Genomic DNA, 24,764 nt, shown 5'->3' on the forward strand with positions numbered 1-24,764 from the left:
TTGATGAAAACAGGAAAAATTATCCAGGTTATGGGTCCTGTTGTCGATGTAGAGTTCGAGGATGAGAACCTGCCGGCAATCAGAGACGCACTAGAAGTTTTAAATGGTGACAAAAAAAGTGTGATGGAAGTCGCACAGCATATTGGAAATAATACAGTACGCTGTATCATGCTTGCTTCCAGTGAGGGACTTCACAGAGATATGGAAGTAACAGCCACAGGCGCCGGCATCAAGACACCTGTCGGAGAGCAGACTCTCGGCAGACTGTTCAACGTGCTCGGTGAAGCTATCGACGGCGGAGCACAGCCTGATACAAAAGAAAAGTGGGAAATCCACAGAGAGCCACCAACATTTGAGGAGCAGAACCCTGCAGAGGAAATCCTCGAGACAGGAATAAAGGTCATCGACCTCCTTGCCCCATATGCAAAGGGTGGAAAAATCGGACTCTTCGGAGGAGCCGGAGTAGGAAAAACAGTCCTCATCCAGGAGCTCATCAGCAATATCGCAACAGAGCACGGCGGCTACTCAATCTTTACAGGAGTCGGAGAGCGTTCCAGAGAGGGAAATGATCTCTGGACAGAAATGAAGGAATCAGGAGTTCTGGAAAAAACAGCCTTAGTGTTCGGACAGATGAACGAGCCACCAGGAGCACGTATGCGTGTAGCTGAGACAGGACTTACAATGGCAGAGTATTTCAGGGATGAGAAGCACCAGAACGTGCTGCTTTTCATTGACAATATATTCCGTTTCACACAGGCAGGTTCAGAGGTTTCAGCACTTTTAGGACGTATGCCTTCAGCCGTAGGTTATCAGCCTACACTGGCTACTGAGATGGGTGAGCTGCAGGAGAGAATCGCATCTACAAAGAAAGGTTCAGTAACATCGGTACAGGCCGTATACGTACCAGCCGATGACCTCACAGACCCGGCTCCGGCTACAACCTTCGCACATCTGGATGCCACAACAGTTCTTTCAAGAAAGATTGTTGAACAGGGTATTTACCCGGCAGTAGACCCACTTGAGTCTACATCACGTATCCTCGAGCCTGATATCGTAGGCGAGGAGCATTATCAGGTAGCACGAAAGGTACAGGAGATTCTCCAGAAGTACAAGGAGCTGCAGGATATCATCGCAATCCTCGGTATGGAGGAGCTGGCAGATGAGGACAAGGTGCTTGTATACAGAGCAAGAAAAATCCAGAAGTTCCTCTCACAGCCATTCCACGTAGCCGAGAACTTCACAGGTATCCAGGGTGTATATGTGCCTGTAGAGGAGACTATCAAGGGCTTCAAGGCCATCATAGATGGTGAGATGGACGAGTATCCTGAGAACGCATTTTTCAATGTCGGAACAATCGAGGACGTCAAGGAAAAAGCAAAGACTATGCAGCAGTAAAAGCATAAGGAAGGACAAATCGTATGGCAACAAATACATTTTATCTAAAGGTAATAGCTGCTAACAGAGTGTTTTACTCAGGAAGATGTCGTTCCATAATAGTCCCTGAGTTCGATGGCCAGAAGGAAATCCTCGCCCACCATGAGGATATGGTTATAGCCGTCGATGAGGGCGAGATGAGATTTCAGCCGGAGGGTAGTGACAACTGGGAGTACGCGGTAGTGGGAATGGGCTTCGTAGAGATAGTCAACAACCGTGTGACATTGCTTGTTGAGACAGCCGAGCGTCCGGAGGAAATCGATATAGCAAGGGCAAGAGAGGCAAAGGAGAGAGCCGAGGAGCAGCTTCGACAGAAGCAGAGTATCCAGGAGTACTATCACTCAAGAGCTTCGCTGGCTCGTGCCATGACACGACTGAAAGCAACTTCAGGAAAATAATAAATGTTAATAAATTACAAAAAAGAGGTCGTGACGACCTCTTTTTTGTTTACTTTTTACATGAAATGAGTTACAATGACATTATATAGGTTAGTAATATGGTCATAGAAGACAGGTGGGAATATGAGGATAATATACGGACTATCAGTGTTACTGGAAGCAATACTGATTGCATATTGCGCAATCGGTTCCTTTAAAAAACATGATAAGATTGGTAAAAGCGTGTGTATATATGAGTCGCTGGCATTTGTCTGCGCAATAGTCTTTCTCATTTATACATATGTGCCGGGGCACACTGTTACAGTACTTGCGAAGGGGCTTACTTTGGCTCTGTTTGACTGGATGCTCATCGCTCTTATGTTTTATACACAGTATTATACAGGTGCTGTAAAGACCTTCAAGGGAGTGCAGGCTGCTTCCATGATATTTGCGGTGCTGGACACATATATGCTTATAGAGAATACCTGGACGAATAAGATATTTGATATAGAATCAATAAAAGCCGAGCATATTAAGGTGGCTTTCAATAATGACAGCCTATGGTACAGGCTGCATTTTATGTTTACCTATGCATTTGTGATTCTGATTGTTTTTACATATCTGTGTATGATTATCAGATCATCGCGCATGTACAGGAAAGCATACGTGGCTATAGCGGTAGTTATTATTATCGGCGTTTCGTTTGATATTGCTACTATAGGCTCGGACTCCATATATGACCTCTCCATAATTATATATGGTGTCATGTCTGTTATTATATATGACCTGACATACAGATACGTGCCGAATGAGATCATAGAAAACATGCTCTCTCTTGTGGTCAGCGATATGAACAATGGTATCATCTGCTATGACAGAAAGGGCAGGTGCATATATTACAATGACCTGATGGAGGCTATTTACAGGAATGGCGGCAATATGTCCGAGTATGAAAGGAAATATAGCCAGTGGATTGAAAAGATAGGAGACGACAGAAGGGACAGCATGACCTTCCAGACGGATTTTGAACTCAACGGTGAAAAGCACTACTTTGAGATTGCCTACAAGCGCATATATGATGAGAGCAATCGCTTTATATGTGATTATTTTGTATACAATGACCGTACACAGATGTATGAGTCGTGGGAGCAGGAAAAGTACAAGGCATCGCATGATAGTCTGACCGGACTTTTGAACCGTGACCAGTTCTATGATGATGTGCATGATATGGTGACCCAGCATCATGACACGACCTTTTATCTGGTTTGCAGCAATATCAAGGATTTTAAATTCATTAACGAGATATTTGGTATGGAGAAGGGCAATCAGGTGCTCATAAAGCAGGCGAAGCTCATGGCATCGAATTCATCTGAGAGGACCATTTGTGCAAGGCTTATGAATGACCGCTTTGCGCTGTGTCTGCCAAGAGAAGAGTTTGATGAACAAAGAGTGGCAGATTCAATAAAAGAGTTGCAGCGTGAGTTTACGGGCAATTCTTTCCACCTGCATATGTACATGGGTGTGTATGAGATAAGAGACAGGGATGAGGATGTCAGCATTATGGTAGACAAGGCTAATATAGCGGCAGACACCATAAAGAATAATTACGACTGTTTTGTGGCATACTATGATGAGCATCTGCTTGAGATATCAATAGAGCAGAGACGCCTGCTCGGTGAATTTGAGCCGGCACTGCAAAAGGATGAGTTTGTCATGTACTTACAGCCACAGGTGAACCGTAATGGTGTTGCGAGGGGCGCAGAAGCGCTGGTACGCTGGGCTCATCCGTCAAGAGGCATCATGACACCGTATGCTTTTATTGATATTTTAGAGAACGCAGGTCTCATTTACAAGCTAGACCTCTATATATGGGAGAAGGCAGCACAAAAGCTTGCAGAGTGGAAGGAAAAAGGCTATGGAAGCTATCATATATCTGTAAATATATCTACAAAGGACTTTTACATTATAGATATATATGAGACCTTTACAGGGCTGATTAATAAATATGGCATAGCAGCGTCCAATCTGCATCTGGAGATTACAGAGAAAACGCTGATGACCGATTTTGAGAAGAATATGAATATTATCCACAAGCTTCAGGACGCAGGCTTCAGGGTGGAGATTGATGATTTCGGAAGCGGTTACTCATCACTCAACATGCTAAAGGACATCAGTGCTGATGTACTGAAAATCGATATGGGCTTCCTTCGCAAATCTGAGAACGAGGTCAAGGGACAGGATATATTAGAGAGTATCATCACGCTTGCAGGCAAGATAGGCATGGACGTCATCACAGAGGGTGTGGAGACGAAAAAGCAGCTTGATATGCTCACAATGATGGGATGTCATGAGTTCCAGGGATATTATTTCTCAAAACCGGTACCGGTATCTGAGTTTGAAGAAAAGTATCTGGTATAGCTATCATGTATATCTATTATGTATATCCAATATATATTTTAGGTATTGTGCAAAATTTAATACACTGTATATTTGGGGCGGGTATTGAAATATCCGCCCTTTTTTTCTATAATAATAAACCGTGTGGATTGCTGTAAATATGTAATTGCTGTGGGACACACGAAGGTGTAGCGGGGAATAGCAAATAAGAGAAAAAGAGGCGAAAAAATGACTGAAAAAGAAAAAATAAGGATTCAGACATCAGAGACCTTTTTACTGAGTGCGATTCTGGCACTTTCCGGAGGCTTTCAGGATGCCTACACCTACAACGTGAGAAACGAGGTGTTCTCGAATGCGCAGACAGGAAACGTAGTGCTGATGAGCCAGCATCTGATGATGGGTGAATGGATGAAGGGACTATCGTATCTTTTCCCAATCCTCTCATTTGCATTCGGTGTGCTTGTGGCAGAGAGAATCGGGCATAGATATAAGAAGGCAAAGCGCATCCACTGGCGTCAGATAGTGGTGGCAATAGAGATAATCATACTGTTTGTGGTGGGCTTCATACCACACAGGTACGATATGATAGCGACCATGCTTGTATCATTCAGCTGTTCTATGCAGGTGCAGTCATTCAGAAAGGTAAACGGCTACGGCTATGCCAGCACCATGTGCATCGGCAACCTAAGAAGCGGCACAGAGAGCCTGTCAATATATCTGCGTGACAGAAATATCGGGGCACTGAAAAAGACCGCGCACTACTATGGAATCATTCTGATATTTGCAATAGGAGCAGGTATAGGCGGAGTGTGCTCACTGCACATAGGAATCCGTGCGATATGGGGTTCAAGCGTGCTGCTTGCCATTGTATGTGCAATGATGGTCAGGGAACACAGATAAACAGACACAAATAGTCAAGAAAATAATATAACGGAGATACAATATAAAATGAAATTATTAAAGCAATTTCTCATCATACTTGCGATTTCGTTTGTAGGTGAGATACTCAAATATTTACTGCCATTGCCTGTTCCGGCGAGCATATATGGCATGGTTATACTTTTCATAGGTCTGCTGTCAGGCCTGATACCGCTTGACACTGTAAGAAGTGCAGGCAAATTCATGATAGAGATAATGCCTGTCATGTTTATCCCTGCAGGAGTGGGGCTCATGTCATCCTGGGGCAATCTTGAGCCGGTGCTTGTACCTGTGCTTGTAATCACGGTTGTGGCACTTCTTACTGTAATGATTGCTACAGGACATGTTTCACAGCTCGTAATCCGTATGCAGAAGCGCAAGAGGGCTGATGCTGGAGAAAATAAATAAGATAGAGGATAATCATAATGGATAATTTGTTTCAGACATCGCTTTTTGCCGGTGTCACAGTAAGTCTGGTTGCATATCTGATAGGTATGCTTTTAAAGAAAAAGTTTAAGCTTGCAATACTCAATCCGCTTCTCATTTCAATAGTACTGACCATAATAGTGCTTGTTGTGGCAGATGTGGATTATGACACATACAATAAGGGGGCATCGTACCTTAGCTGGTTTCTGACACCGGCCACGGTATGCCTTGCGATACCGCTCTATGAGCAGTGGACCCTGCTCAAGAAAAATATAGCAGCCGTCGCGCTCGGACTCACGGCAGGAGTCATAACAAGCCTTGTGACAGTGCTTGTGTTGTCAGTGCTTATGGGGCTTTCACACGAGGATTATGTCACATTGCTGCCAAAGTCCATCACGACAGCTATCGGTATGGGTGTATCAGAGGAGCTCGGCGGATATGTGACCATCACTGTCGCAGTTATCGTCGTGACAGGTGTGCTTGGAAATATACTCGGAGAGTTTGTTTGCAAAATATTCAGAATCACTGAGCCTATATCGAAGGGACTGGCGCTTGGTGCTTCATCACATGCCATCGGAACAGCGAAGGCTATCGAGATGGGCGAGATAGAGGGCGCCATGAGCTCTCTTGCTATCGCGGTGGCAGGAATACTTACGGTGGTGTTTGCATCGGTGTTTGCAAACTTTTATTGATTTGTCTGAGTGTGTGCTAAGGACGGAAGCGCGAGGCTGTGCATATCTGCCTTCGCTTCCTACTACGCGGCTAAGGGCTTGTAGGAATTGTGATACAGGTTGTGACAGGTAGGACGCAACCGACTTTTACGCGCCGTCCATGGCGCGGTAACGTCTCTCCCGTGCTTCCGTGCACGGGCGTTGCTGGATTGCAAACACAATTCCAACAATCCCTAGGCCGCTTCGTACAAGCTCAGGCAGATATGCACAGCCTCGCGCTTCCTGCGCGTTGGCTTTCCCCACCATAAGATAAGTTTATTAAATAGTTATAGATGTAGACAATTGGTAAGAGTATATGTATGATTCAAGTCATATTAGTATTCTACAATCGTTGGAAAGGAATATTATGATAATTACAATTGCTAGAAAGTGCGGTTGCGATGCAGATACTATCGGTAGAGCAGTCGCTGAGAAATATCATTTACATTTCATGGACAGAGAGGCTATTGCGGCTGGTGCCAAAGAGGCAGGCTGCTACGATGAGTATGAGGAGTTTTACAGTGAGAGACCGGTTAATTCCCTGCTTTACTCTATTGTGATGGAGACGGAGGAGGATAATGTGCTGCATGATACTCCGGCGAGGGCTCTTACATTTATAGACAGGCTGCCGCTTGAGGACGGCTGTGAGGGATATGTGATTCAGGGACGGTGTGCAAACTTTGCCTTTCAGGGAAGAGATGATGTTGTCTCAGTTTTCCTGACAGCGAATGATGCCTTCTGCGTTGATACTGTGGCTGATACACATGGAATTTCAGTGAGAAAGGCAAAGACTGTTGTGCGTGAGACAAATGACAACAGAAAGACCTATCACAAATACTATACCGGACAGGAGTGGGGGCAGGCAGAAAACTATGACCTGTGCCTGAATGTGGCAAAGCTCGGTGTAGATGGTGTGATTGCGATGATTGACAGCTTCATACAAAATACAAAATAGAAGTGTATATACAAAAGCCGAATCCGTGGGAGTGTGGATTCGGTTTTTTTGTTGGTAAAAGATTGCCATTTTTATCAATAGGATTTACGCGGCAGGAATCAATGAGCGTGATAAAGGAAGTCTTATACTGCTTAGCTCTCACGATAAGGATGAGCTTGAAAATCTATCCGATGTAATCTATCTGGTGGACAGCGGAAGGTTTAAATTGAAGTAACGAGGAGAATTTATTATGAAGCAAAGGAAATCAAAACAAGTAAGACTTTTATCGGGAATGCTCATAGGAATTGTGATGATTGCTGTTTTGGCAAGGATTGTTTATCTGAATCATTGCTATCCATCCCCAAAGGTCATCACATATACAGAAAATGACACTATTAAGCTTGGAAATTATGAGATAAAGCAGACCGGATGGGAGCAGGGTAGATAAGATGAAGCTGTATATGGTGCTGCAGTATTATCCGCAGAAGATAAGGTTGTGTTGTACTGGTTAATAAAAAGTTTATAATTTTTATTAGCACTCACTATTGACGAGTGCTAATAATGGTGCTATAACATACTTGTAAACAAAAGAAAGCAGATTTCCAAAAGGAAAGTTACAGGTATATAAGGAGGTATGACCTATGTTATTAACAACTACAAACAACAACTTATTTGATACATTTTTCAGTGATCCATGGTTCAATGATCCTTGGTTTGATGACAGGGACGTACAGAAGGCACAGAAGAAATTATACGGACACAACGGAAAGAGAATGATGCTCACCGATATCAAGGAAAGCGATAAAGGCTATGAGCTTGAGATGGATCTTCCGGGATTCAAAAAGGATGAGATTAAGGCTTCTTTAGAGAATGGTTATCTGACCATTACAGCAGAGAAAGGCTTAGAGAAAGAGGAAGAGGGCAAGAAATATATCTGCAGAGAGCGCTACTCAGGAAGCTGTCAGAGAACCTTCTATGTGGGTGACGAGATTGAGCAGGATGACATAAAGGCATCCTTCAAGCATGGAATCCTTCGCCTGGATATTCCAAAGAAGCAGCCTAAACCACAGGTTGAGGAAAAGAAATGTATCTCCATCGAGGGATAATCAGATATTGCAAATGATAAGCGGGCTGCCTGTGCAGTCCGCTTATACTATATTGTTTAATTATGATGATAAATTGTTACAGGTAAATAGAAAGGCAGGTGAGTATAATGGCAGCAAAGAGAGATTATTATGAGACTCTCGGAGTGAACAAGAGTGCGGATAAAGAGGCAATAAAGAGGGCTTATCGTAAGCTGGCAAAGAAGTATCATCCTGATACAAATGCAGGCAATCCGCACGCTGAGGAGATGTTCAAGGATGTCACGGAGGCATACAATGTCCTCAGTGATGAGAAAAAACGTAAGCTCTATGATGAGTTTGGTTTTGCAGGACTGCAGGAGGGCTTTTCCGAGGAGGCTGCAAGACAGGCTGCACAGGGCGGCTTCGGTGGCTTTGGCGGCTTCGGCGGCAATGGCTCTTTCAGTGGCTCATACAGCTCAAATGGCGGACCATTTACACATCAGGAATTTCATTTTGAGAACGGTTCCGGGGATATGGATGATATTTTCTCAATGTTCGGAGATATGTTTTCACATGGTGGCGGTAATCACAGTGGCTGGAGTACAAGTGGTAACAGTGGATTTACCGGAAATAGCGGTAGCTGGAGTAATTTCTCAGGTGGCAGAAGTTCAGCCGGTCGCAAGGGTTCTGATGTTATGGCTGACCTTACGATTTCATTTGACGAGGCTGTTTTTGGATGCGAGAAATCTATTTCATTACAGGATCCGACCACAGGCAAGGTTTCCAATCTGTCCATCCATATTCCAGCAGGAATCGAGTCTGGCAAGACAGTCAGACTTAAAGGACAGGGCAATCCGGGCAGAAATGGTGGTGCAGCCGGAGATGTGCTTCTCAAGGTAAATGTGACACCGAGCCGGGAGTTTGAGCGTAAGGGTCAGAATGTATACAGTACAATCCGTGTTCCGTTTACGACAGCGGCTCTCGGTGGTAAGGTGAGGGTGCATACTCTTTATGGAGATGTGGAGTGCAGCATCAAGGCAGGTACACAGGGCGGCAGCAAGATACGTCTCAAGGGCAAGGGTATTTCGAGCATGAAGAATCCTTCAGTAAAGGGAGACCAGTATGTGACTGTAGAGATTTCGGTTCCACGCAGGCTTACGCCAAGGGCAAAGGAAGCGCTTGAGGAATACAGGTCTGTGAGCTGATAAATTTTATGTGCTTTATATATGGAAAACAAATTTGAAATCCGCTATACTATAGGTATTATAGTACAGCGGATTTTTGCTTGATGAGATTTTAAAAGGAGAGACTATGGGAAGATTTTTAAATCCGGATAACAGTTCATTCCAGGATGTCATTAACTCTGAGATATATGTTGATAAAACAGGTTTGCTGGATTACACAAACAGTGTGATAAATACCACATCAAAATTTATATGTAACAGCAGACCGCGCAGATTCGGTAAATCTATTACAGCAGATATGATGGCTGCATATTATAGCATGGGCTGTGATTCGAGAGAACTGTTTATGGGATATGATATAAGTAAGAAGGGTAGCTTTGAGAAATATCTTAATAAATATGATGTGCTGCATCTGGATATACAGTGGTGTATAGAACCGGCAAAAGGCCCGGAAAATGTTGTATCATATATTATAGAGAATACAGTCGCTGAGCTTAAACTTGCATTTCCGGATGTGAAGGTTGAAGGGAGAGTTACGCTTTCAGATATGCTTTCACAAATAAATGCACAGACAGGAAAAAGATTCATAGTGATAATAGATGAGTGGGATGTTCTGGTTCGCGATGAGGCAAATAATCAGTCAGTACAGGAGGAGTATATTAATTTTCTCAGAGGACTTTTTAAAGGTTCATCGGCTACAAGATATATTGCGCTTGCATATCTGACCGGAATCTTGCCGATTAAGAAGCTTAAGACACAGTCGGCACTTAATAATTTTGAAGAATTCACTATGATATCTCCTGGGGGATTTGCGTATTATATTGGTTTTACAGAGGATGAAGTGAAGAAATTATGCGAAAAGTCCGGACGTGATTTTGAACTTGTGAAGAAATGGTATGATGGTTACCTGCTGGGTGAATATCATATATATAATCCAAAAGCTGTGAGTAATGTAATTAAATGGGGGAATTTTCAAAGCTATTGGAGCCAGACCGGCACATATGACTCTATCCAGCCACTCATAAATAAGGATTTTGATGGTCTTAAGAGTGCTATAGTTGAAATGATTTCAGGTGCAGAAACAGAGGTTAAAACTACTACATTTCAGAACGACATGGTTACATTCAGAAATAAAAATGATGTTATGACGCTGCTTATACACCTTGGATATCTAGCATATGATCAGAAACGGCAGATGGCATATATTCCGAATGAGGAAATTCGTATGGAGTTTATGAATGCGGTTGAGGATGATAAGTGGAACGAGCTGATAGAGTTTGAAACCCCGTCAGAACGGCTTCTTGAGGCAACGCTTGATATGGAAGAAAAAGTGGTTGCGGAATATATTGATAAAATTCACAACGAGTATGCTTCCACTATACAGTACCATAATGAAAATTCATTGAGTAGTGTGCTTGCCATAGGATATATTTCGGCCATGAAATATTATTTTAAGCCTGTACGTGAAATGCCAACAGGCAGAGGCTTTGCTGATTTTGTATTCATTCCTAAACAGGAATATGTCATGGATTATCCGGCTTTGGTTGTTGAACTTAAATGGAATAAAGACGTAAAAACTGCTATAAACCAAATAAAAGACAGACAGTATCCGCAGTCTGTTTTACAGTATACCGGAAATATTTTACTTGTCGGTATTAATTATGATAAAAAGACTAAAGTGCATGAGTGTATAATAGAAGAACTGGTAAAATAAGAAAGGACACAAAATGAGCAATTATATAATGGATCTTAGAAAGGTGGTCGGACATGCCCCTTTACTGCAGGCGGCAGCGAGCATCATCATTGAAAATGAAAACGGACAGGTGCTTCTCGGAAGGCGCACAGACAATCACCAGTGGGGCTACGCAGGCGGTTCTATAGAGCTTGGAGAGACTGTCGAGGAGGCTGCAAAAAGAGAACTTTTTGAGGAGATGGGGCTTGTTGCAGACGAGATGGAGCTGTTTTATATCAATTCAGGCGAGGAAACACACTACATCTATCCGAACGGCGATGAAGTCTATAATGTGGAAATCATATACATATGCCGCAAATATCATGGCACCATAAAGTGCCAGGAGGAGGAAGTCGAGGAGCTTAAATTTTTTGATGTGGATGATATTCCGGAGGATATTTCTGAGCCAATCAGACCTGTATTTCGTGAATATATAAAGATGAGGAAAAGAATAAAATAAACTTTAACACTTTAAATGGAAAAAGTGCTTGCGCATGTCTTATAAAAGAGTTATCATAATACAAAACGAAACACTTAGGAGGATTTACAATGGAAAAGCGTATTTCAGGTCATACAGGCTTATTAGCACTCATAGGATCACCGGTCGGTCATTCGGGTTCACCGGCTATGTACAATTACAGTTTTGAAAAACTCGGTCTGGACTATGCATACGTTGCATTTGATATAAAAGAAGACAAGGTTAAGGATGCTATTGCAGCAATGAAGACCTTCAACATGCGTGGATGTAATGTGACCATGCCTGATAAGGTAGAGGCTGCAAAGTACATGGACGAGCTTTCACCGGCAGCCCAGATTATCGGAGCCATAAACACTATAGTAAATGACAACGGCAAGCTTACAGGACACATCACAGATGGTGAGGGATTCGTACACAACTTAAAGGATCACGGAATTGACATCAAAGGAAAGAAAATCACAGTTGCCGGAGGCGGCGGAGCTGCTACAGCTATCCAGGTGCAGTGCGCATTGGACGGAGCTCGTGAGATTACTATTTTCAACAAAAATGATGCTTTCTTCGAGCGTACACTACAGACTGCAGAGAAGATCAAAAAAGCAGTTCCTGAATGTGTTGTAAATGTATACGATATTGATGATACAGCCAAGATGACAGAGGAAATCCAGTCAAGCGATATCTTTGCAAATGCAACAATCGTTGGCATGAAGCCTCTCGATGATCAGAGCGTGGTAAAAGATCTTTCAGCTTTCAGACCGGGGCTTGTAGTTGCAGATGCAGTTTACAATCCGGAGGAGACAAAGCTTCTTCGCGAAGCAAAAGAGGCAGGCTGCACATGCGTAGGCGGAAAGGGAATGCTCTTATGGCAGGGTGTTGCCGCATTCAAGCTTTACACAGGACAGGATATGCCGGTTGATGATGTGAAGAAACTGTTCTTCAGCTAGATTTAAGTTCTTATTACAATATCATTAGATAGCTTCCTGTTATACAGGAATATGATAAAACAACAGCTCGCGGTTTCCCGCGAGCTGTTGTTTTTTAGGAGTTTTTATAGGCTTATTATTTTAAAGGAGAATTTATAAATAATCGTGACGGGCAGGCACGTTTGTGTCACACTTTGTGACAGGGTCAAGTCCGTTTCCAATCATTGGAAGCATCTCAACCATTGTTACCTCTGCGCCTCTTTCTGTGAATAATTCCATCACGTCAAGGCCTACGGCACCACCGTCGATGATGGCGATTTTCTGTCCCTTCATATTAAAAATAACTTAATTGATTGAGTGTCATGCATAAATCTCCATAAAATAATAGATATAGTCTATGAATTACAAATGTTATAGCCTAAATTTGTGCATCTTATAACATGATTAGTACAGTAATGCTATTAAAAAATAACAAAATAAGCATTGGAAGTACCGAAAATAATGCGTTATAATATCATTATCAAAGGTTGTTAAGTTTTTAACGAAGTGGGCATCGTTGAAAACATAGCTAAGTAAAATACGAATAATCAATATCCATGACAAGTTCTGGGCAAACGCTGAGGAGACAGTCAGAAAGATCAACGAGAAGACAGACTGCAAGGCTGCTCTTCCCTAAGATCAAGGGAACAGTAACAGCGCTTGTAATGGTCGCTTCATCACTTTGCAACTACACAATCCTTACAGCAGCATCAAAGATGCGGCCATCACAGGTTATGGTAATGAACATCGTGCTCACAGCAATCGGCGTGGTACTTGGATTATTCGTAAACCTGCGCTATACTAAGATGGTAGAGCTGTCTAAAGAGGATTAATACGTTACATTATACTGGGGAGTATAATTATCATACAGTCTAATACAAGGTAAGAAAGGAAAAAATCATGAACACCATTAAGGTTAGAGATATTGAAATCGGTGCGGGCGCACCTAAAATCATCGTTCCTATCGTAGGCGTTACAAAAGACGACATCATCGCAGAGGTAAAGACATTTGACTCTATCCCTGTTGATATGGTTGAGTGGCGTGTTGACTGGTTCGAGAATGTATTCGAGTTTGACAAGGTTGAGGAAGTATTAAAGGAGCTTCGTGATGCTCTCGGAAATATTCCAATCCTTATGACATTCCGTACTTCAAAAGAGGGCGGAGAGAAAGCAATCGAGCCTGAGGCTTATGCCAGGCTTAATATCAAGGCTGCACAGACAGGATACGTTGATTTTGTAGATGTAGAGATTTTTACAGGTGATGAGATTGTAAAGAAAATCATTGACGGTGTACATGCTGCAGGTGCAAGAGTTATCGCTTCAAACCATGACTTCTTCAAGACTCCTGCACAGTCTGATATTGTTTACAGACTTCGCAAGATGCAGGATATGGGAGCTGATATCCCTAAGATTGCAGTTATGCCACAGAATAAGCGAGACGTACTCACACTTCTTTCAGCTACAGAGGAAATGGTTACAGATTACGCTGACAGACCAATCATCACAATGTCAATGGCAGGCACAGGTGTTATAAGCCGTCTCTGCGGTGAGGTATTCGGATCTTCAATGACATTCGGTGCCGCAAAGAAAGCATCTGCACCCGGACAGATGGGAGTAGAGGATTTGTCTATGGTACTTGGATTACTTCATAAGAGCATGTAAGAAAAGCTTGTATAAAACCATGCAATAAAATAAAATGGCGCCCATTACTTTAAGCGATGAAGTGCATGAGCGGATTCGCAAGGAGTGTCAGCCGATATATGAATCGATTGAGAAAAATGTGTCGTCTGATATTGTGGATGCATATCTGACACAATAACACTTTAAAGCATTAAAATATTTTGCTTGATAAATTGGTAAAGTCTTGTTATACTATGACTAAGAAATTTGTGGTTATCAAAAATGCAAATTACTATAACGTGAAATTATAGTAATTATAATTTGACGATATTTCGCTAAATATCAAAATCCAATATGAAAACCACACATAAGTAAGGAGACACACCATGGACAAAATCGAGGAAATCCGCGCAAAGATTGGAGAATGTGACGATATAATAATTAAGCAGCTTGCGGTCAGAATGTCACACATTCAGGAGATTATATCATACAAGAAGGCAACAGGAATCCCAATCTTACAGCCGGAGCAGGAGAAAAAGCAGACAGATGCACTTGCGGCAAAGCTTTTCGACAATGAATTTGAGGAAGAGATACTTGATATTTTTAAGTATATCATGAAGAACAGCCGTCGTATCCAGGCAAAGAGCCTTTTCGATTACAATATCTTCCTAATCGGTTTCATGGGTGCAGGAAAGAGCACTGTAGCAGGAGAATTAAAGGATAAGCTCGAGATGGACCGTGTCGAGATGGATCAGATGATTGTTGAGAATCGTGGCATGTCAATCTCAGAAATATTTGATGAGTTCGGTGAGGCATATTTCAGAAACTTAGAGAGCAACACACTTATAGAGCTTCAGAAGAGAAAGCAGACTATCGTTTCCTGCGGTGGTGGTGTTGTCATGAGAGAGGAAAACGCAGATCATATGAAGAAAAACGGCCGTGTAGTTCTTCTTACAGCAAAGCCTGAGACTATCTACGAGCGAGTAAAGGATAGTGACGAGCGCCCGATACTAAACGGCAACATGAATGTTGAGTATATCAGCGGCCTCATGGAAAAGCGAAAGGAGCGCTATGAGGCAGTGGCAGATGTAACAGTTGCTACAGATGGCAAGAATGTTACACAGATATGCGAGGAAATCATTGCAAAGCTTATCGCACTTGATAATAAGCAGGACAATAAACAGGCATAATACAGGAATAGCACAGCACATATTAAGGCAGCAGCCGGATATCAGACCGGTTGCTGCCTTTTGTTCAAATACTTCAATAAAAATCAAATTTGTTTGAAGTGATATTGAAGTTGACTATGAAGTAGCCCAGGAAGGTGTGTGTGGCTTGAAATAATTGCAAATATGATGTATAGTACTGTACAATCTAAGAGATACTGATTAAGTATGGCAGCATAACAAGGAGGTAATAATTATGTGTACAGCAGCAGCTTATAAAACAAAGGATTTCTATTTTGGAAGAACACTCGACTACGAATTTTCATATGGAGATGAGATTACGGTAACACCGCGAAACTATGTGTTTAATTTCAGGCATTCGGGAAAGCTTGAAAACCATTATGCAATCATTGGAATGGCACATGTGGCAGGTGACTATCCTCTTTACTATGATGCTGTAAATGAAAAGGGACTCGGTATGGCAGGACTGAATTTCGTGGGAAATGCAGCGTATGCGGCAGCAGACGAAAACAGCTCATGCGAGAATGGCACATGCAGCATTGCAAAGACAAAGGTGGCACAGTTTGAGTTTATACCGTGGATACTGTCACTATGCGCTACGGTAGCGGATGCAAAGGAAAAATTAAATCGTATTTTACTGGTAGATACACCATTTAGCAGTCAGCTTCCGGTTGCACAGCTTCACTGGATTATAGCCGACAAAAATGAGTGCATTGTGGTGGAGTCGATGGCAGACGGTATGCATGTTTACGACAATCCGGTAGGTGTGCTCACAAACAATCCGCCATTCCCATATCAGATGGCAGCACTCAATAATTACAGAGGCTTATCCACAAAGCAGCCTGAAAATACATTTGCACCGGGAGTGGAGCTTAGTGCATACAGCCGCGGAATGGGAGGCCTGGGACTGCCGGGAGATTTATCATCGCAGTCACGCTTTGTACGTGTGGCATTCACAAAGCAAAACTCCAAATCGGATGACAGTGAGAATGCAAGTGTGAGCCAGTTCTTCCACATATTAGGCTCTGTAGACCAGCAGAGAGGTCTGTGCGAGGTGACAGAGGGCAAATATGAGATTACGCTCTACACCTCATGCTGCAACTGCGACAAGGGAATCTACTATTACACCACATATGACAATAGCCAGATCACAGCGGTAGACATGAACAGGGAGAATCTTGATGAGAAGCTGCTTATCAGATATCCTGTTATTACGGAGGGAAAGATTTGTTGGCAGAATTAATATAGAGAAAATAGTAAATATTATGAGGAGGGTATTATGGAATTTACAATCGATCATCTGGCAAAGAGCTTTGAGAAAAAGCAGGTGCTAAGAGACATCAATTTTACGTTTGAGGAGGGAAAGATTTACGGACTGCTCGGAAGAAACGGAGCAGGAAAGACAACACTGTTCAATTGCATCAATTCAGATATTACCAAGGATGCAGGTGAGTGTTATCTGATAAAGAATGGCCAGAAGCAACAGGTGATTCCGGAGAACGTGGGATATGTGCTCTCGGCGCCGACTGTGCCGGAGTTCCTGACAGCAAGGGAGTTCCTTAAGTTTTTTATAGATATCAATAGCGATTCAATGTCACTAATAAAACCGCTTGATGTATATTTTGATGAGATGAGGATTGAACCTGAGGACAGGGATCGCCTGATGAAGGATTATTCACATGGCATGAAAAATAAGATGCAGATGCTTGTAAACATGATAGCGGAGCCGGATATTTTGCTGCTTGATGAGCCACTTACATCTCTTGATGTGGTAGTGGCAGAGGAGATGAAGCAGCTTCTGCGTGTAAAAAAGGACGGAAGGATTACTATTTTTTCTACGCATATTATGGATCTTGCACTTGATTTGTGTGATGTTATTGTGCTTTTGAGTCACGGAGAGCTTGAGGTTGTGGAAAATGAGAACCTTGGGGAGGAGCAGTTTAAGGAAAAGATTATTGCGGCATTGAAGGATGAGGCGTATGATGTGACACCTGAGGCCTTTGACAGGAGGAAGTGATGAAATCAAGGGGAAATTTGATGATGAAAACGCTTCGCATATCGTTTTCATTAAAAAATACATATCGTATTAACAGCATATATTATGGTTTTAAGCAGATACCGGTTATCAAAAAAATCCTGCCGGAGAGTCTTTATGCAGCAGGCGGATTTAAGCTTGTTGTTAGTATCCTCTCAGTTATCTGGGAAATTATATCAGGATTTATCGGTAAATTCATATATATATTTTTTATGATATTTATGGTTTCGGCACTTTTTTCAAAGACACCGCAGAGGGAGGCATTTGTAAATATACTGTTTTTCCTCACGTTTATAGGAGCTTTGTTAAATACCTTTATATTTGACCCGTCAAAGGATAAATACTATGCGGTTGTTTTGCTGAGGATTGATGCGAGAGAGTTTGCAATAGTTAATTATGCTTATGAGCTTTGTAAAATCCTGATTGGATTTTTAGTATTTGGCTTAATATTCGGGTTGTTAAGCAATGTTCCGGTGAATGTAATGCTCATAGTACCATTGTTTGTGGTCTGTGCTAAGCTCACAGTATCTGCCTTTATTTTATGGTCATATGAGAATCATAATCATGGCAAAATAAAAATCAATGTCAGTGAAAACAGGCTTGGCTCCTTTAAGGTGATACTTGTGATTTTATTTCTGACTGCAGCTTATGGACTTCCGGCTCTGGGATTTTGTCCGCCGGTTTCTGCACTGTTTGTTCTTATGCTTGTTGTCATTGTCATTGGAGTATTTTCGTGCAGAAGGATTGTTACGTTTGACAAATACCGTATAGTCTACGGACAGATACTTAAGGATATGGACAGCATGGTAGAGTCTGCCCAGAATATGGATGTTGACAAGAACCGAAAGCTCATAAGTACAGAAAAGGAAGGCCTTTTACAGAATAGCAGGATAGAGAAAAAGAAGGGCTTTGAATATCTTAATGCAGTTTTTATAAACAGACACAAAAGGCTTCTATGGAAACCGGTAAAGAGAGTCTGCGCAATATGTATTCTGCTTGTTGCAGCAGGAATAGGTGCGATGCTGTATCTGGATGATCCAGGCTTTAGGAAGGATACGGCAGAGCTGCTTCTTAAAAATCTGGGGATGTCCACATTTTGGATGTATCTTATTAACCGTGGAATGGGCTATACGCAGGCGCTTTTTATGAATTGTGACCACAGTCTTTTATGTTATCCGTTTTATAGAAAGCCAAAGGCAGTGCTTGAGCTTTTTACCATCAGACTTCGCGAAATAATAAAGATTAATTTGCCACCGGCGCTGATACTCGGAGCAGGACTTTCTGCCATGCTTTTTATTTCGCATGGAACGCAAAACCCGCTGAATTATCTGATTTTGTTTCTTGTTTTCCCAGCAGAAAGCGTGTTTTTCTCTGTGCATTATCTGGTCATTTATTATCTGCTTCAGCCGTATAATGCAGGGACTGAGATAAAGAGTGGTATGTATAAGGTCATAACAGGACTCACATATATAGCATGCTACATGACGATTCAGCTTCGGATGAGCACGCTTAAGTTTGGAGGTATCATGATTACATTTAGTGTGGTATACTGTGTTGTGGCATGTGTACTTGCGTACAGGATTGCGCCGCGCACCTTCAAGATACGCGAGTGAGGATTTTATGAATAAATTGATGAGAACAGATATTATAGAGGATATAAGGACGCAATTGTTTGCGCTGCAGGATAAAAATTACAGGGAATTTCATGCGAGGCTTATGCCCAATATTGAAAAAGAACGCATAATAGGAATAAGAGTCCCGGTACTTAGAAAGTACGCAAAGGAGCTTGCTCGTGGAAGCAGGCTCTTTTTGTCGGTTCGAGGTGAAAAATTGGGCTGTAATACAGTAAAGGAAAATGACTGTGACAATGTGGAAAAGTTTCTAAACAGTCTGCCACATTACTACTATGAGGAAAATAACCTGCATATGTTTCTGATTATGCAGATGAAGGATTATGATACGGCATTGGCTTATCTGGAAGCATTCCTGCCATACATAGACAACTGGGCGACCTGCGACAGTGGTGTGCCGTCTGCGTTCAAAAAGCACAAAAATGAGCTTCTTTTGCATGTATATGAGTGGCTGGATTCGGATAAGCCCTACACTGTAAGGTATGGCATTGGCACTTTGATGCGCCTATATCTCGATGAGGATTTTGATATAAAATATGCTTTAGATGTGGCAAAAATCCGTTCCGAGGAGTATTATGTAAACATGATGAAGGCGTGGTATATCGCTACGGCACTTGCAAAGCAGTATGATGCAGTGCTGCCGATACTGCAGGAAAAGCTCATGGATAGCTGGAGCCACAACAAGGCGATACAAAAGGCGCGTGAGAGCTATCGCATCACGCCACAGCAGAAGGAGTATCTGAGCACATTAAAGGTTTAATGAAAAGAGACAAAAATTTATGAAAATAAAAAGCTTATTTGAATCAAAATTTATAAAGGTGTTTGATCTTCAGTACCAAGAGGGCAGGCATTATTATAATGCCACAAGGAGAGATGAAGAGGAACTTGTAGCCGCCAAATCCACGGAAGAGTTCAAGAAAATGCTTCCGGATGCGGTGAGCTGCGTGGTGATATGGAATCCGTCAGATGATGACGAGAAATCAGGTCATGAGCCATGTCTGTTAATGAACCGCGAGTTCCGATATCCGACAGGTCAGTACCTGCTCAGCGTACCTGCAGGACTTATAGACCCGGAGGATTGCACCGTGGATAATGATAATACAGCGCCACTTATAAAAACCGCCATGCGTGAGCTTCATGAGGAGACCGGCCTTAAAGTGACAGAAGAAGATGAGGTTTCGATAATCAATCCATGTCTTTTCAGTACACCGGGCATGACCGATGAAAGTAATGCCCTTGTAAAGATTGTACTTAACCGCGATAGCCTTAATGGAATGTCGCAGGAGGGCGCAGTGGGCGGCGAGCTCTTTGACGGATTCGACCTTCTGACTAAGACGCAGGCGAAGAAGATACTTGAGGATGGAGTGGACGAGCACGGCATATACTATTCTGTGTATACATGGGCGGCACTCACGTATTTCGTAGCAGACTTGTGGAGGTAGATGTGGAATGTAGCGTGGTTAGCCCGGGAGGCGGACATATGCTCTCGTAGAGCGACTAGCGAAGCTGTTTAGAGTCTGTAGAATTATGCCCTGTTGCCATAGTACATCGTTCTGCAAATAACTGGATCAATAACTTGCCTGAATTTCCATCTGCGGCATCAGAAAAACTTGACGTAGCCCGCTACGCCTGCGTTTTTCTTCTTTGCAGAATGAAAATACATTCTGCGTTATTGAACCAGTTAATTTTGGCACGCTGTACTTGAAATGCACCGGCATGGACGCCGGGGCAAGGCGTTATGTGCCATGGACGGCACATAAAAGCCGGTTTCGTCGAGCATAGAAAAACTATGAGCATAATTCGTACAGCCTCTTAATAGCGTAGCGTTAGCTCCTAGAGAGCATATGGCCGCATGCCGGGCTAACCATGCGGTCGCACGCTCACCACGCAGTGGCATCTAAAATACGGAGGAATAACATGAACGATAAAAAATACTCGCTGCGCCCATATCTGCTTGCATACAAATGGCACTATGCGATAGGCATTTTTGTACTTCTTGCAGTAGACCTTGCAAATCTGTACATTCCGCAGTTTATTGGGGAGATAATCGACGGAATCACTGCAGGAAAGCTTGATATGGCGGGCGTGGGCGGCATTATATTTAAGATACTGATAACAGGCCTGATAATCATGGCGGGGCGCTTTGGATGGAGATATTTCATCATAGGAGCATCAAGAGGAATAGAATACAGACTGCGCGATGATATGTTTTCGCATATGGAGACACTCTCAGCGCGCTATTACAACAGCCACAAGACAGGAGACCTTATGGCATATTTCACTAACGATTTACAGGCTGTCAGGATGGGAACCGGAATGGCTGTCATCACCGTGTTTGACGCGGTAATCATGACGGTGATGGTGCTTGTCAAAATGGTAGTATACGTGGATTTTAAGCTGACATTATTTGCTTTTATCCCACTTATTTTCATTGCAATCGGCTGCTATTTTTATGGAATAGAGTCAAAGAAACGTCAGGTGAAAAGGCAGGATGCTTTCTCCTATCTGTCTGACAAGGTGCAGGAGAGCATTGCCGGTATCCGCGTGGTCAAGGCATTTGCGCAGGAGGAAGAGGACTTTAAGCAGTTTGAAAAGGCTTGCGAGAACAGCAGGGAGAAAAATCTTGATGTGGTAAAGCTTCGCGCTGTCTTTGGCCCGGCGCTGGATGCCGTAATCGGAATAAGCGTGATAGTGACACTCATTGCAGGTGGCAGGATGGTGCTTGACGGACAGGTTTCGATAGGACAGTTCGTGGCATTCAACTCATACATTGATATGCTTGTTTGGCCAATGATTGCGGCAGGCGACTGCATCAACACATTTTCCCAGGCGGCTGCGGCATGGGGCAGAATCCGGACTATTTTCGAGGAAAAACCTGATATTGTCGATATGGTGCCACCGGAAAATGTAATAGAAAATGATGGCATGGCAGGCAGAAATACAGATAATTTAGCTGAGGGTATTTATGATAAAATACAAATACATGGCGATATACAGCTTAGCCACCTCAGCTTCACATACCCTGACGGCACCAAGCCGGTGCTTTCAGACGTGAGTATACATGTGAATCAGGGCGAGATGCTTGGTATCTTAGGACGTACCGGAAGCGGAAAATCATCACTTGCCGACCTTTTGCTTAGAGTATATGACTGTGAAAACGGCATGATACTTTTGGATGGCCGCCCGATAACAGACTATCCGCTGGCGGTTTTACACCGTGATATCTCATATGTGCCACAGGAGAATTTCCTGTTTTCCGACACACTCGAGGAGAATATAGCATTTGGTCTGGAGGACAGGATTGCCGACAACCCGGCAATTCTTGATGCGGTAAAACAGGCTGCAAAGGACGCGTGTATACACGATAATATCATGGGCTTTCCGGATGAGTACAAGACCATGGTTGGAGAGCGCGGAGTGACACTTTCGGGAGGACAGAAGCAGCGAAGCTCGATAGCCAGAGCACTTTTAAAGGATTCTGCAATCCTCATACTGGATGATTCACTTTCTGCTGTCGATACCGATACTGAGGAGCAGATACTTGAAAACCTCATGGAAACCAGGCAGGGCAAGACAACCATAGTGATTGCCCACAGGATTTCCACACTGCAGAAGGCTGACCATGTGGCAGTGCTTTCTGACGGAAAACTGACAGAGTATGGCACTCCTGAAGAGCTGCTTGAGCTTGGCGGTTTTTACGCTGATATCAGCCATAAGCAGCAACTTGAGAGTGAGCTTGGCAGTTAAAGTGCTTGAAAAGCGTTGCTATGCAGATTTGACGATGAATAGTTACGAAATAACAGAGAAGATTATAGTATGAATTCGAGTGAAAATATAAGTAAAAAAGAAATGAATAAAAAAAGCTCCACAATGCGTCTCATAGCCTACATGAAGCCGTATGCCCACTGGGTGATTTTTGCTCTTCTGCTGGTGCTGGGACTGACAGCCTTTGACCTTTACAGGCCGATGCTGGTGGGAGATGCAATTGATACTTTTGGAGCAAATGGGGATTATGATGTAATAATTGCTACAGCTATCAAATATGCGGTTGTACTTGCCTTAAGCTTTACATTCAACATCGCTCAGACCTGGATACTGCAGAAAACAGGCCAGAATATCATTCTTCAGATGAGAAAAGACCTCTATAGACATATCCAGTCTCTTGGCAGCAGGTATTTTGATATCACACCGGTTGGAAAGCTTGTAACCCGTGTGACCAATGATGTTGAGGCTCTCAATGAGATGTATTCGGGCATTCTCGTACAGCTTTTCAGAAATATTGTAAAAATAGTGGGACTTGCAGGCGTTATGCTCGTGCTTGATGTTAGGCTTGCTGCGATATCATTTGTGCTGATGCCGCTTGTAATTGGGCTTACGGTGCTGTGTCAGAAAATTGCCAGAAATATTTACAGGCTTTACCGTACGCGCCTGACGGACATCAATACATTTTTGTCCGAGCATCTTTCGGGAATGAAAATTATACAGATATTTGGCAGACAGGAGCGCAAGTTCGAGGAATTTCATGATAAAAATACAAAGCTCTACAAGGCTTTTTACAGGGAAATGCTTATGTATGCGGTGTTTCGTCCGCTTATCTATATTCTGAGCATTTTGTCACTGATGATAGTGCTGTGGTTCGGAAGCAGAAATGTGTTTGATGAGATTATTTCGGTCGGCACTCTGTATATTTTTTCGAATTACATCAGGTCATTTTTCGACCCGATACAGGAACTTGCAGAGCAGTTTTCGACACTGCAGTCATCAATTGCATCAGCAGAGAAGATATTTACGGTTATGGATGAGGATGAATTTATTCCTGAGGTCGAAAATCCAAAGCAGCCGGATAAAATCACCGGAAAAATTGAATTTGACCATGTCTGGTTTGCCTATGACGGTGAAAACTATGTGCTTAAGGATGTCTCATTTGTCATTAATCCAGGCGAGAAGGTGGCCTTTGTCGGCGCAACCGGAGCAGGAAAATCATCCATTTTAAATCTTATAGGCAGGTATTATGATATACAAAAGGGACATATCTACATTGATGGCATCGATATCAGACAGCTTAGCAAAAAGCAGCTTCGCAGTGCAATCGGTCAGATGCAGCAGGATGTGTTTATATTCGAGGGGGATGTGGCGTACAATATTCGATTAAATGACAATGACATTACGGATGAGCAGGTCAAAGAAGCAGCAGAATATGTAAACGCCTCACACTTTATCGAAAAGCTTCCACAGGGCTATCACGAGTCGGTCACGGAGCGTGGTGCGACCTTCTCGGCAGGAGAGCGTCAGCTATTGTCCTTCGCAAGGACACTTGCCCACAATCCGAGCATACTGGTCATGGACGAGGCAACCGCCAACATAGATACAGAGACAGAAATTCTCATACAGGAGGCGCTTGAAAAGCTCATGGACGGCAGGACAACAATCATGGTTGCGCACCGTCTGTCCACTATCCAGCATGCTGACTGCATCATGGTCATGCACAAGGGTCGTATATGTGAGCGCGGTACGCACAGGGAGCTTCTGGAACAGGATGGCATATACAGGAAGCTGTATGAGCTGCAGATATCGTAGGGATAATTAGTATAAGCTGCAGATATCATATGGGTAATTTATAAAACTAGTTGTATTTTGATGAAGGCAGGGGAAGGTTGGAGTTATAGAAAGGTGACTTG

General features: G+C 43.0%; 22 protein-coding genes and 2 pseudogenes. 23 read left to right on the forward strand and 1 reads right to left on the reverse strand.

Translation table 11 applies throughout. The features are described 5' to 3' along the window. The first annotated feature begins 3 nt into the window (after positions 1 to 3). The 13 genes from atpD (at position 4) to aroE (ending at position 12,595) form a co-directional block, all read left to right on the forward strand. Positions 4 to 1,395 carry a F0F1 ATP synthase subunit beta gene (gene atpD, locus ACTQ1L_RS06940; RefSeq protein ID WP_441366201.1) on the forward strand — a complete coding sequence of 464 codons (1,392 nt, stop codon included), beginning with the start codon at positions 4 to 6 and terminating at the stop codon, positions 1,393 to 1,395. A gap of 23 nt (positions 1,396 to 1,418) precedes the next feature. After that, positions 1,419 to 1,832 (forward strand): ATP synthase F1 subunit epsilon, encoded by a 414-nt coding sequence (gene atpC, locus ACTQ1L_RS06945; protein WP_308496320.1) that lies wholly within the window; start codon positions 1,419 to 1,421, stop codon positions 1,830 to 1,832. 123 nt (positions 1,833 to 1,955) lie between these two features. Next, positions 1,956 to 4,229 (forward strand): EAL domain-containing protein, encoded by a 2,274-nt coding sequence (locus ACTQ1L_RS06950; protein WP_441366203.1) that lies wholly within the window; start codon positions 1,956 to 1,958, stop codon positions 4,227 to 4,229. A gap of 207 nt (positions 4,230 to 4,436) precedes the next feature. Beyond that, positions 4,437 to 5,108 carry a YoaK family protein gene (locus ACTQ1L_RS06955; protein WP_441366205.1) on the forward strand — a complete coding sequence of 224 codons (672 nt, stop codon included), beginning with the start codon at positions 4,437 to 4,439 and terminating at the stop codon, positions 5,106 to 5,108. Between the two features lie 48 nt (positions 5,109 to 5,156). Beyond that, on the forward strand, positions 5,157 to 5,534 hold the full coding sequence (locus tag ACTQ1L_RS06960) for a CidA/LrgA family protein (protein WP_441366206.1): 378 nt from the start codon (positions 5,157 to 5,159) through the stop codon (positions 5,532 to 5,534). A gap of 17 nt (positions 5,535 to 5,551) precedes the next feature. Then, positions 5,552 to 6,244, forward strand: a complete 693-nt coding sequence (locus ACTQ1L_RS06965) for an LrgB family protein (protein ID WP_055062194.1) — start codon at positions 5,552 to 5,554, stop codon at positions 6,242 to 6,244. Positions 6,245 to 6,629: 385 nt separating this feature from the next. Beyond that, entirely contained in the window at positions 6,630 to 7,217 is a 588-nt protein-coding gene (locus tag ACTQ1L_RS06970) for a cytidylate kinase-like family protein (protein ID WP_441366208.1), read from the forward strand. A gap of 229 nt (positions 7,218 to 7,446) precedes the next feature. After that, positions 7,447 to 7,644: a hypothetical protein gene (locus ACTQ1L_RS06975; protein ID WP_441366210.1), complete on the forward strand. Its 198-nt coding sequence runs from the start codon at positions 7,447 to 7,449 to the stop codon at positions 7,642 to 7,644. A gap of 193 nt (positions 7,645 to 7,837) precedes the next feature. Then, the gene (locus ACTQ1L_RS06980; protein ID WP_441366211.1) at positions 7,838 to 8,302 is read left to right on the forward strand and encodes an Hsp20/alpha crystallin family protein; all 465 of its coding nucleotides are present in this window, start codon (positions 7,838 to 7,840) and stop codon (positions 8,300 to 8,302) included. Between the two features lie 107 nt (positions 8,303 to 8,409). Then, positions 8,410 to 9,465 (forward strand): DnaJ C-terminal domain-containing protein, encoded by a 1,056-nt coding sequence (locus tag ACTQ1L_RS06985; protein ID WP_441366212.1) that lies wholly within the window; start codon positions 8,410 to 8,412, stop codon positions 9,463 to 9,465. A 106-nt stretch (positions 9,466 to 9,571) separates the two neighbouring features. Continuing rightward, a complete protein-coding gene (locus tag ACTQ1L_RS06990) occupies positions 9,572 to 11,158 on the forward strand; it encodes an AAA family ATPase (RefSeq protein ID WP_441366214.1) in 1,587 nt (528 codons plus the stop codon). A 13-nt stretch (positions 11,159 to 11,171) separates the two neighbouring features. Continuing rightward, positions 11,172 to 11,636 (forward strand): NUDIX hydrolase, encoded by a 465-nt coding sequence (locus ACTQ1L_RS06995; protein WP_321111919.1) that lies wholly within the window; start codon positions 11,172 to 11,174, stop codon positions 11,634 to 11,636. An 89-nt stretch (positions 11,637 to 11,725) separates the two neighbouring features. Next, complete coding sequence (gene aroE, locus ACTQ1L_RS07000; RefSeq protein ID WP_012743606.1) at positions 11,726 to 12,595, forward strand: shikimate dehydrogenase; 870 nt, start codon at positions 11,726 to 11,728, stop codon at positions 12,593 to 12,595. Between the two features lie 159 nt (positions 12,596 to 12,754). On the opposite strand, the pseudogene ACTQ1L_RS07005 reads toward aroE, so the two are convergent. Continuing rightward, a pseudogene (locus ACTQ1L_RS07005) lies at positions 12,755 to 12,910 on the reverse strand (NAD-binding protein); the annotation flags it as partial. A gap of 326 nt (positions 12,911 to 13,236) precedes the next feature. Between ACTQ1L_RS07005 and ACTQ1L_RS07010 the strand changes: the two are divergent. From ACTQ1L_RS07010 to ACTQ1L_RS07055, 10 genes and pseudogenes are all read left to right on the forward strand, one after another. Next, positions 13,237 to 13,446, forward strand: a pseudogene (locus ACTQ1L_RS07010) (MFS transporter); the annotation flags it as partial. Between the two features lie 67 nt (positions 13,447 to 13,513). Further along, positions 13,514 to 14,275 carry a type I 3-dehydroquinate dehydratase gene (gene aroD / locus ACTQ1L_RS07015; protein ID WP_441366217.1) on the forward strand — a complete coding sequence of 254 codons (762 nt, stop codon included), beginning with the start codon at positions 13,514 to 13,516 and terminating at the stop codon, positions 14,273 to 14,275. Positions 14,276 to 14,619: 344 nt separating this feature from the next. Further along, positions 14,620 to 15,423 (forward strand): shikimate kinase, encoded by an 804-nt coding sequence (locus ACTQ1L_RS07020; RefSeq protein WP_321110543.1) that lies wholly within the window; start codon positions 14,620 to 14,622, stop codon positions 15,421 to 15,423. 232 nt (positions 15,424 to 15,655) lie between these two features. Then, entirely contained in the window at positions 15,656 to 16,663 is a 1,008-nt protein-coding gene (bsh, locus tag ACTQ1L_RS07025) for a choloylglycine hydrolase (protein WP_321110542.1), read from the forward strand. Between the two features lie 36 nt (positions 16,664 to 16,699). Then, positions 16,700 to 17,437 carry an ABC transporter ATP-binding protein gene (locus ACTQ1L_RS07030; protein WP_441366219.1) on the forward strand — a complete coding sequence of 246 codons (738 nt, stop codon included), beginning with the start codon at positions 16,700 to 16,702 and terminating at the stop codon, positions 17,435 to 17,437. After that, a complete protein-coding gene (locus ACTQ1L_RS07035; RefSeq protein WP_441366220.1) occupies positions 17,437 to 19,068 on the forward strand; it encodes a hypothetical protein in 1,632 nt (543 codons plus the stop codon). The genes ACTQ1L_RS07030 and ACTQ1L_RS07035 overlap by 1 nt, the downstream gene beginning before the upstream one ends. 7 nt (positions 19,069 to 19,075) lie before the next feature. Further along, positions 19,076 to 19,846 (forward strand): DNA alkylation repair protein, encoded by a 771-nt coding sequence (locus ACTQ1L_RS07040; protein ID WP_441366221.1) that lies wholly within the window; start codon positions 19,076 to 19,078, stop codon positions 19,844 to 19,846. A gap of 19 nt (positions 19,847 to 19,865) precedes the next feature. Then, positions 19,866 to 20,528, forward strand: coding sequence for an NUDIX hydrolase (locus tag ACTQ1L_RS07045; protein ID WP_441366223.1), 663 nt, complete (start codon positions 19,866 to 19,868; stop codon positions 20,526 to 20,528). Between the two features lie 475 nt (positions 20,529 to 21,003). After that, positions 21,004 to 22,833 carry an ABC transporter ATP-binding protein gene (locus ACTQ1L_RS07050; protein WP_441366224.1) on the forward strand — a complete coding sequence of 610 codons (1,830 nt, stop codon included), beginning with the start codon at positions 21,004 to 21,006 and terminating at the stop codon, positions 22,831 to 22,833. Positions 22,834 to 22,902: 69 nt separating this feature from the next. Next, entirely contained in the window at positions 22,903 to 24,663 is a 1,761-nt protein-coding gene (locus ACTQ1L_RS07055) for an ABC transporter ATP-binding protein (protein WP_441366227.1), read from the forward strand. The last annotated feature ends 101 nt before the right edge of the window (positions 24,664 to 24,764 follow it).

This window comes from Agathobacter sp. LCP21S3_B2 (assembly GCF_052118705.1).
GTDB lineage: Bacteria > Bacillota > Clostridia > Lachnospirales > Lachnospiraceae > Roseburia.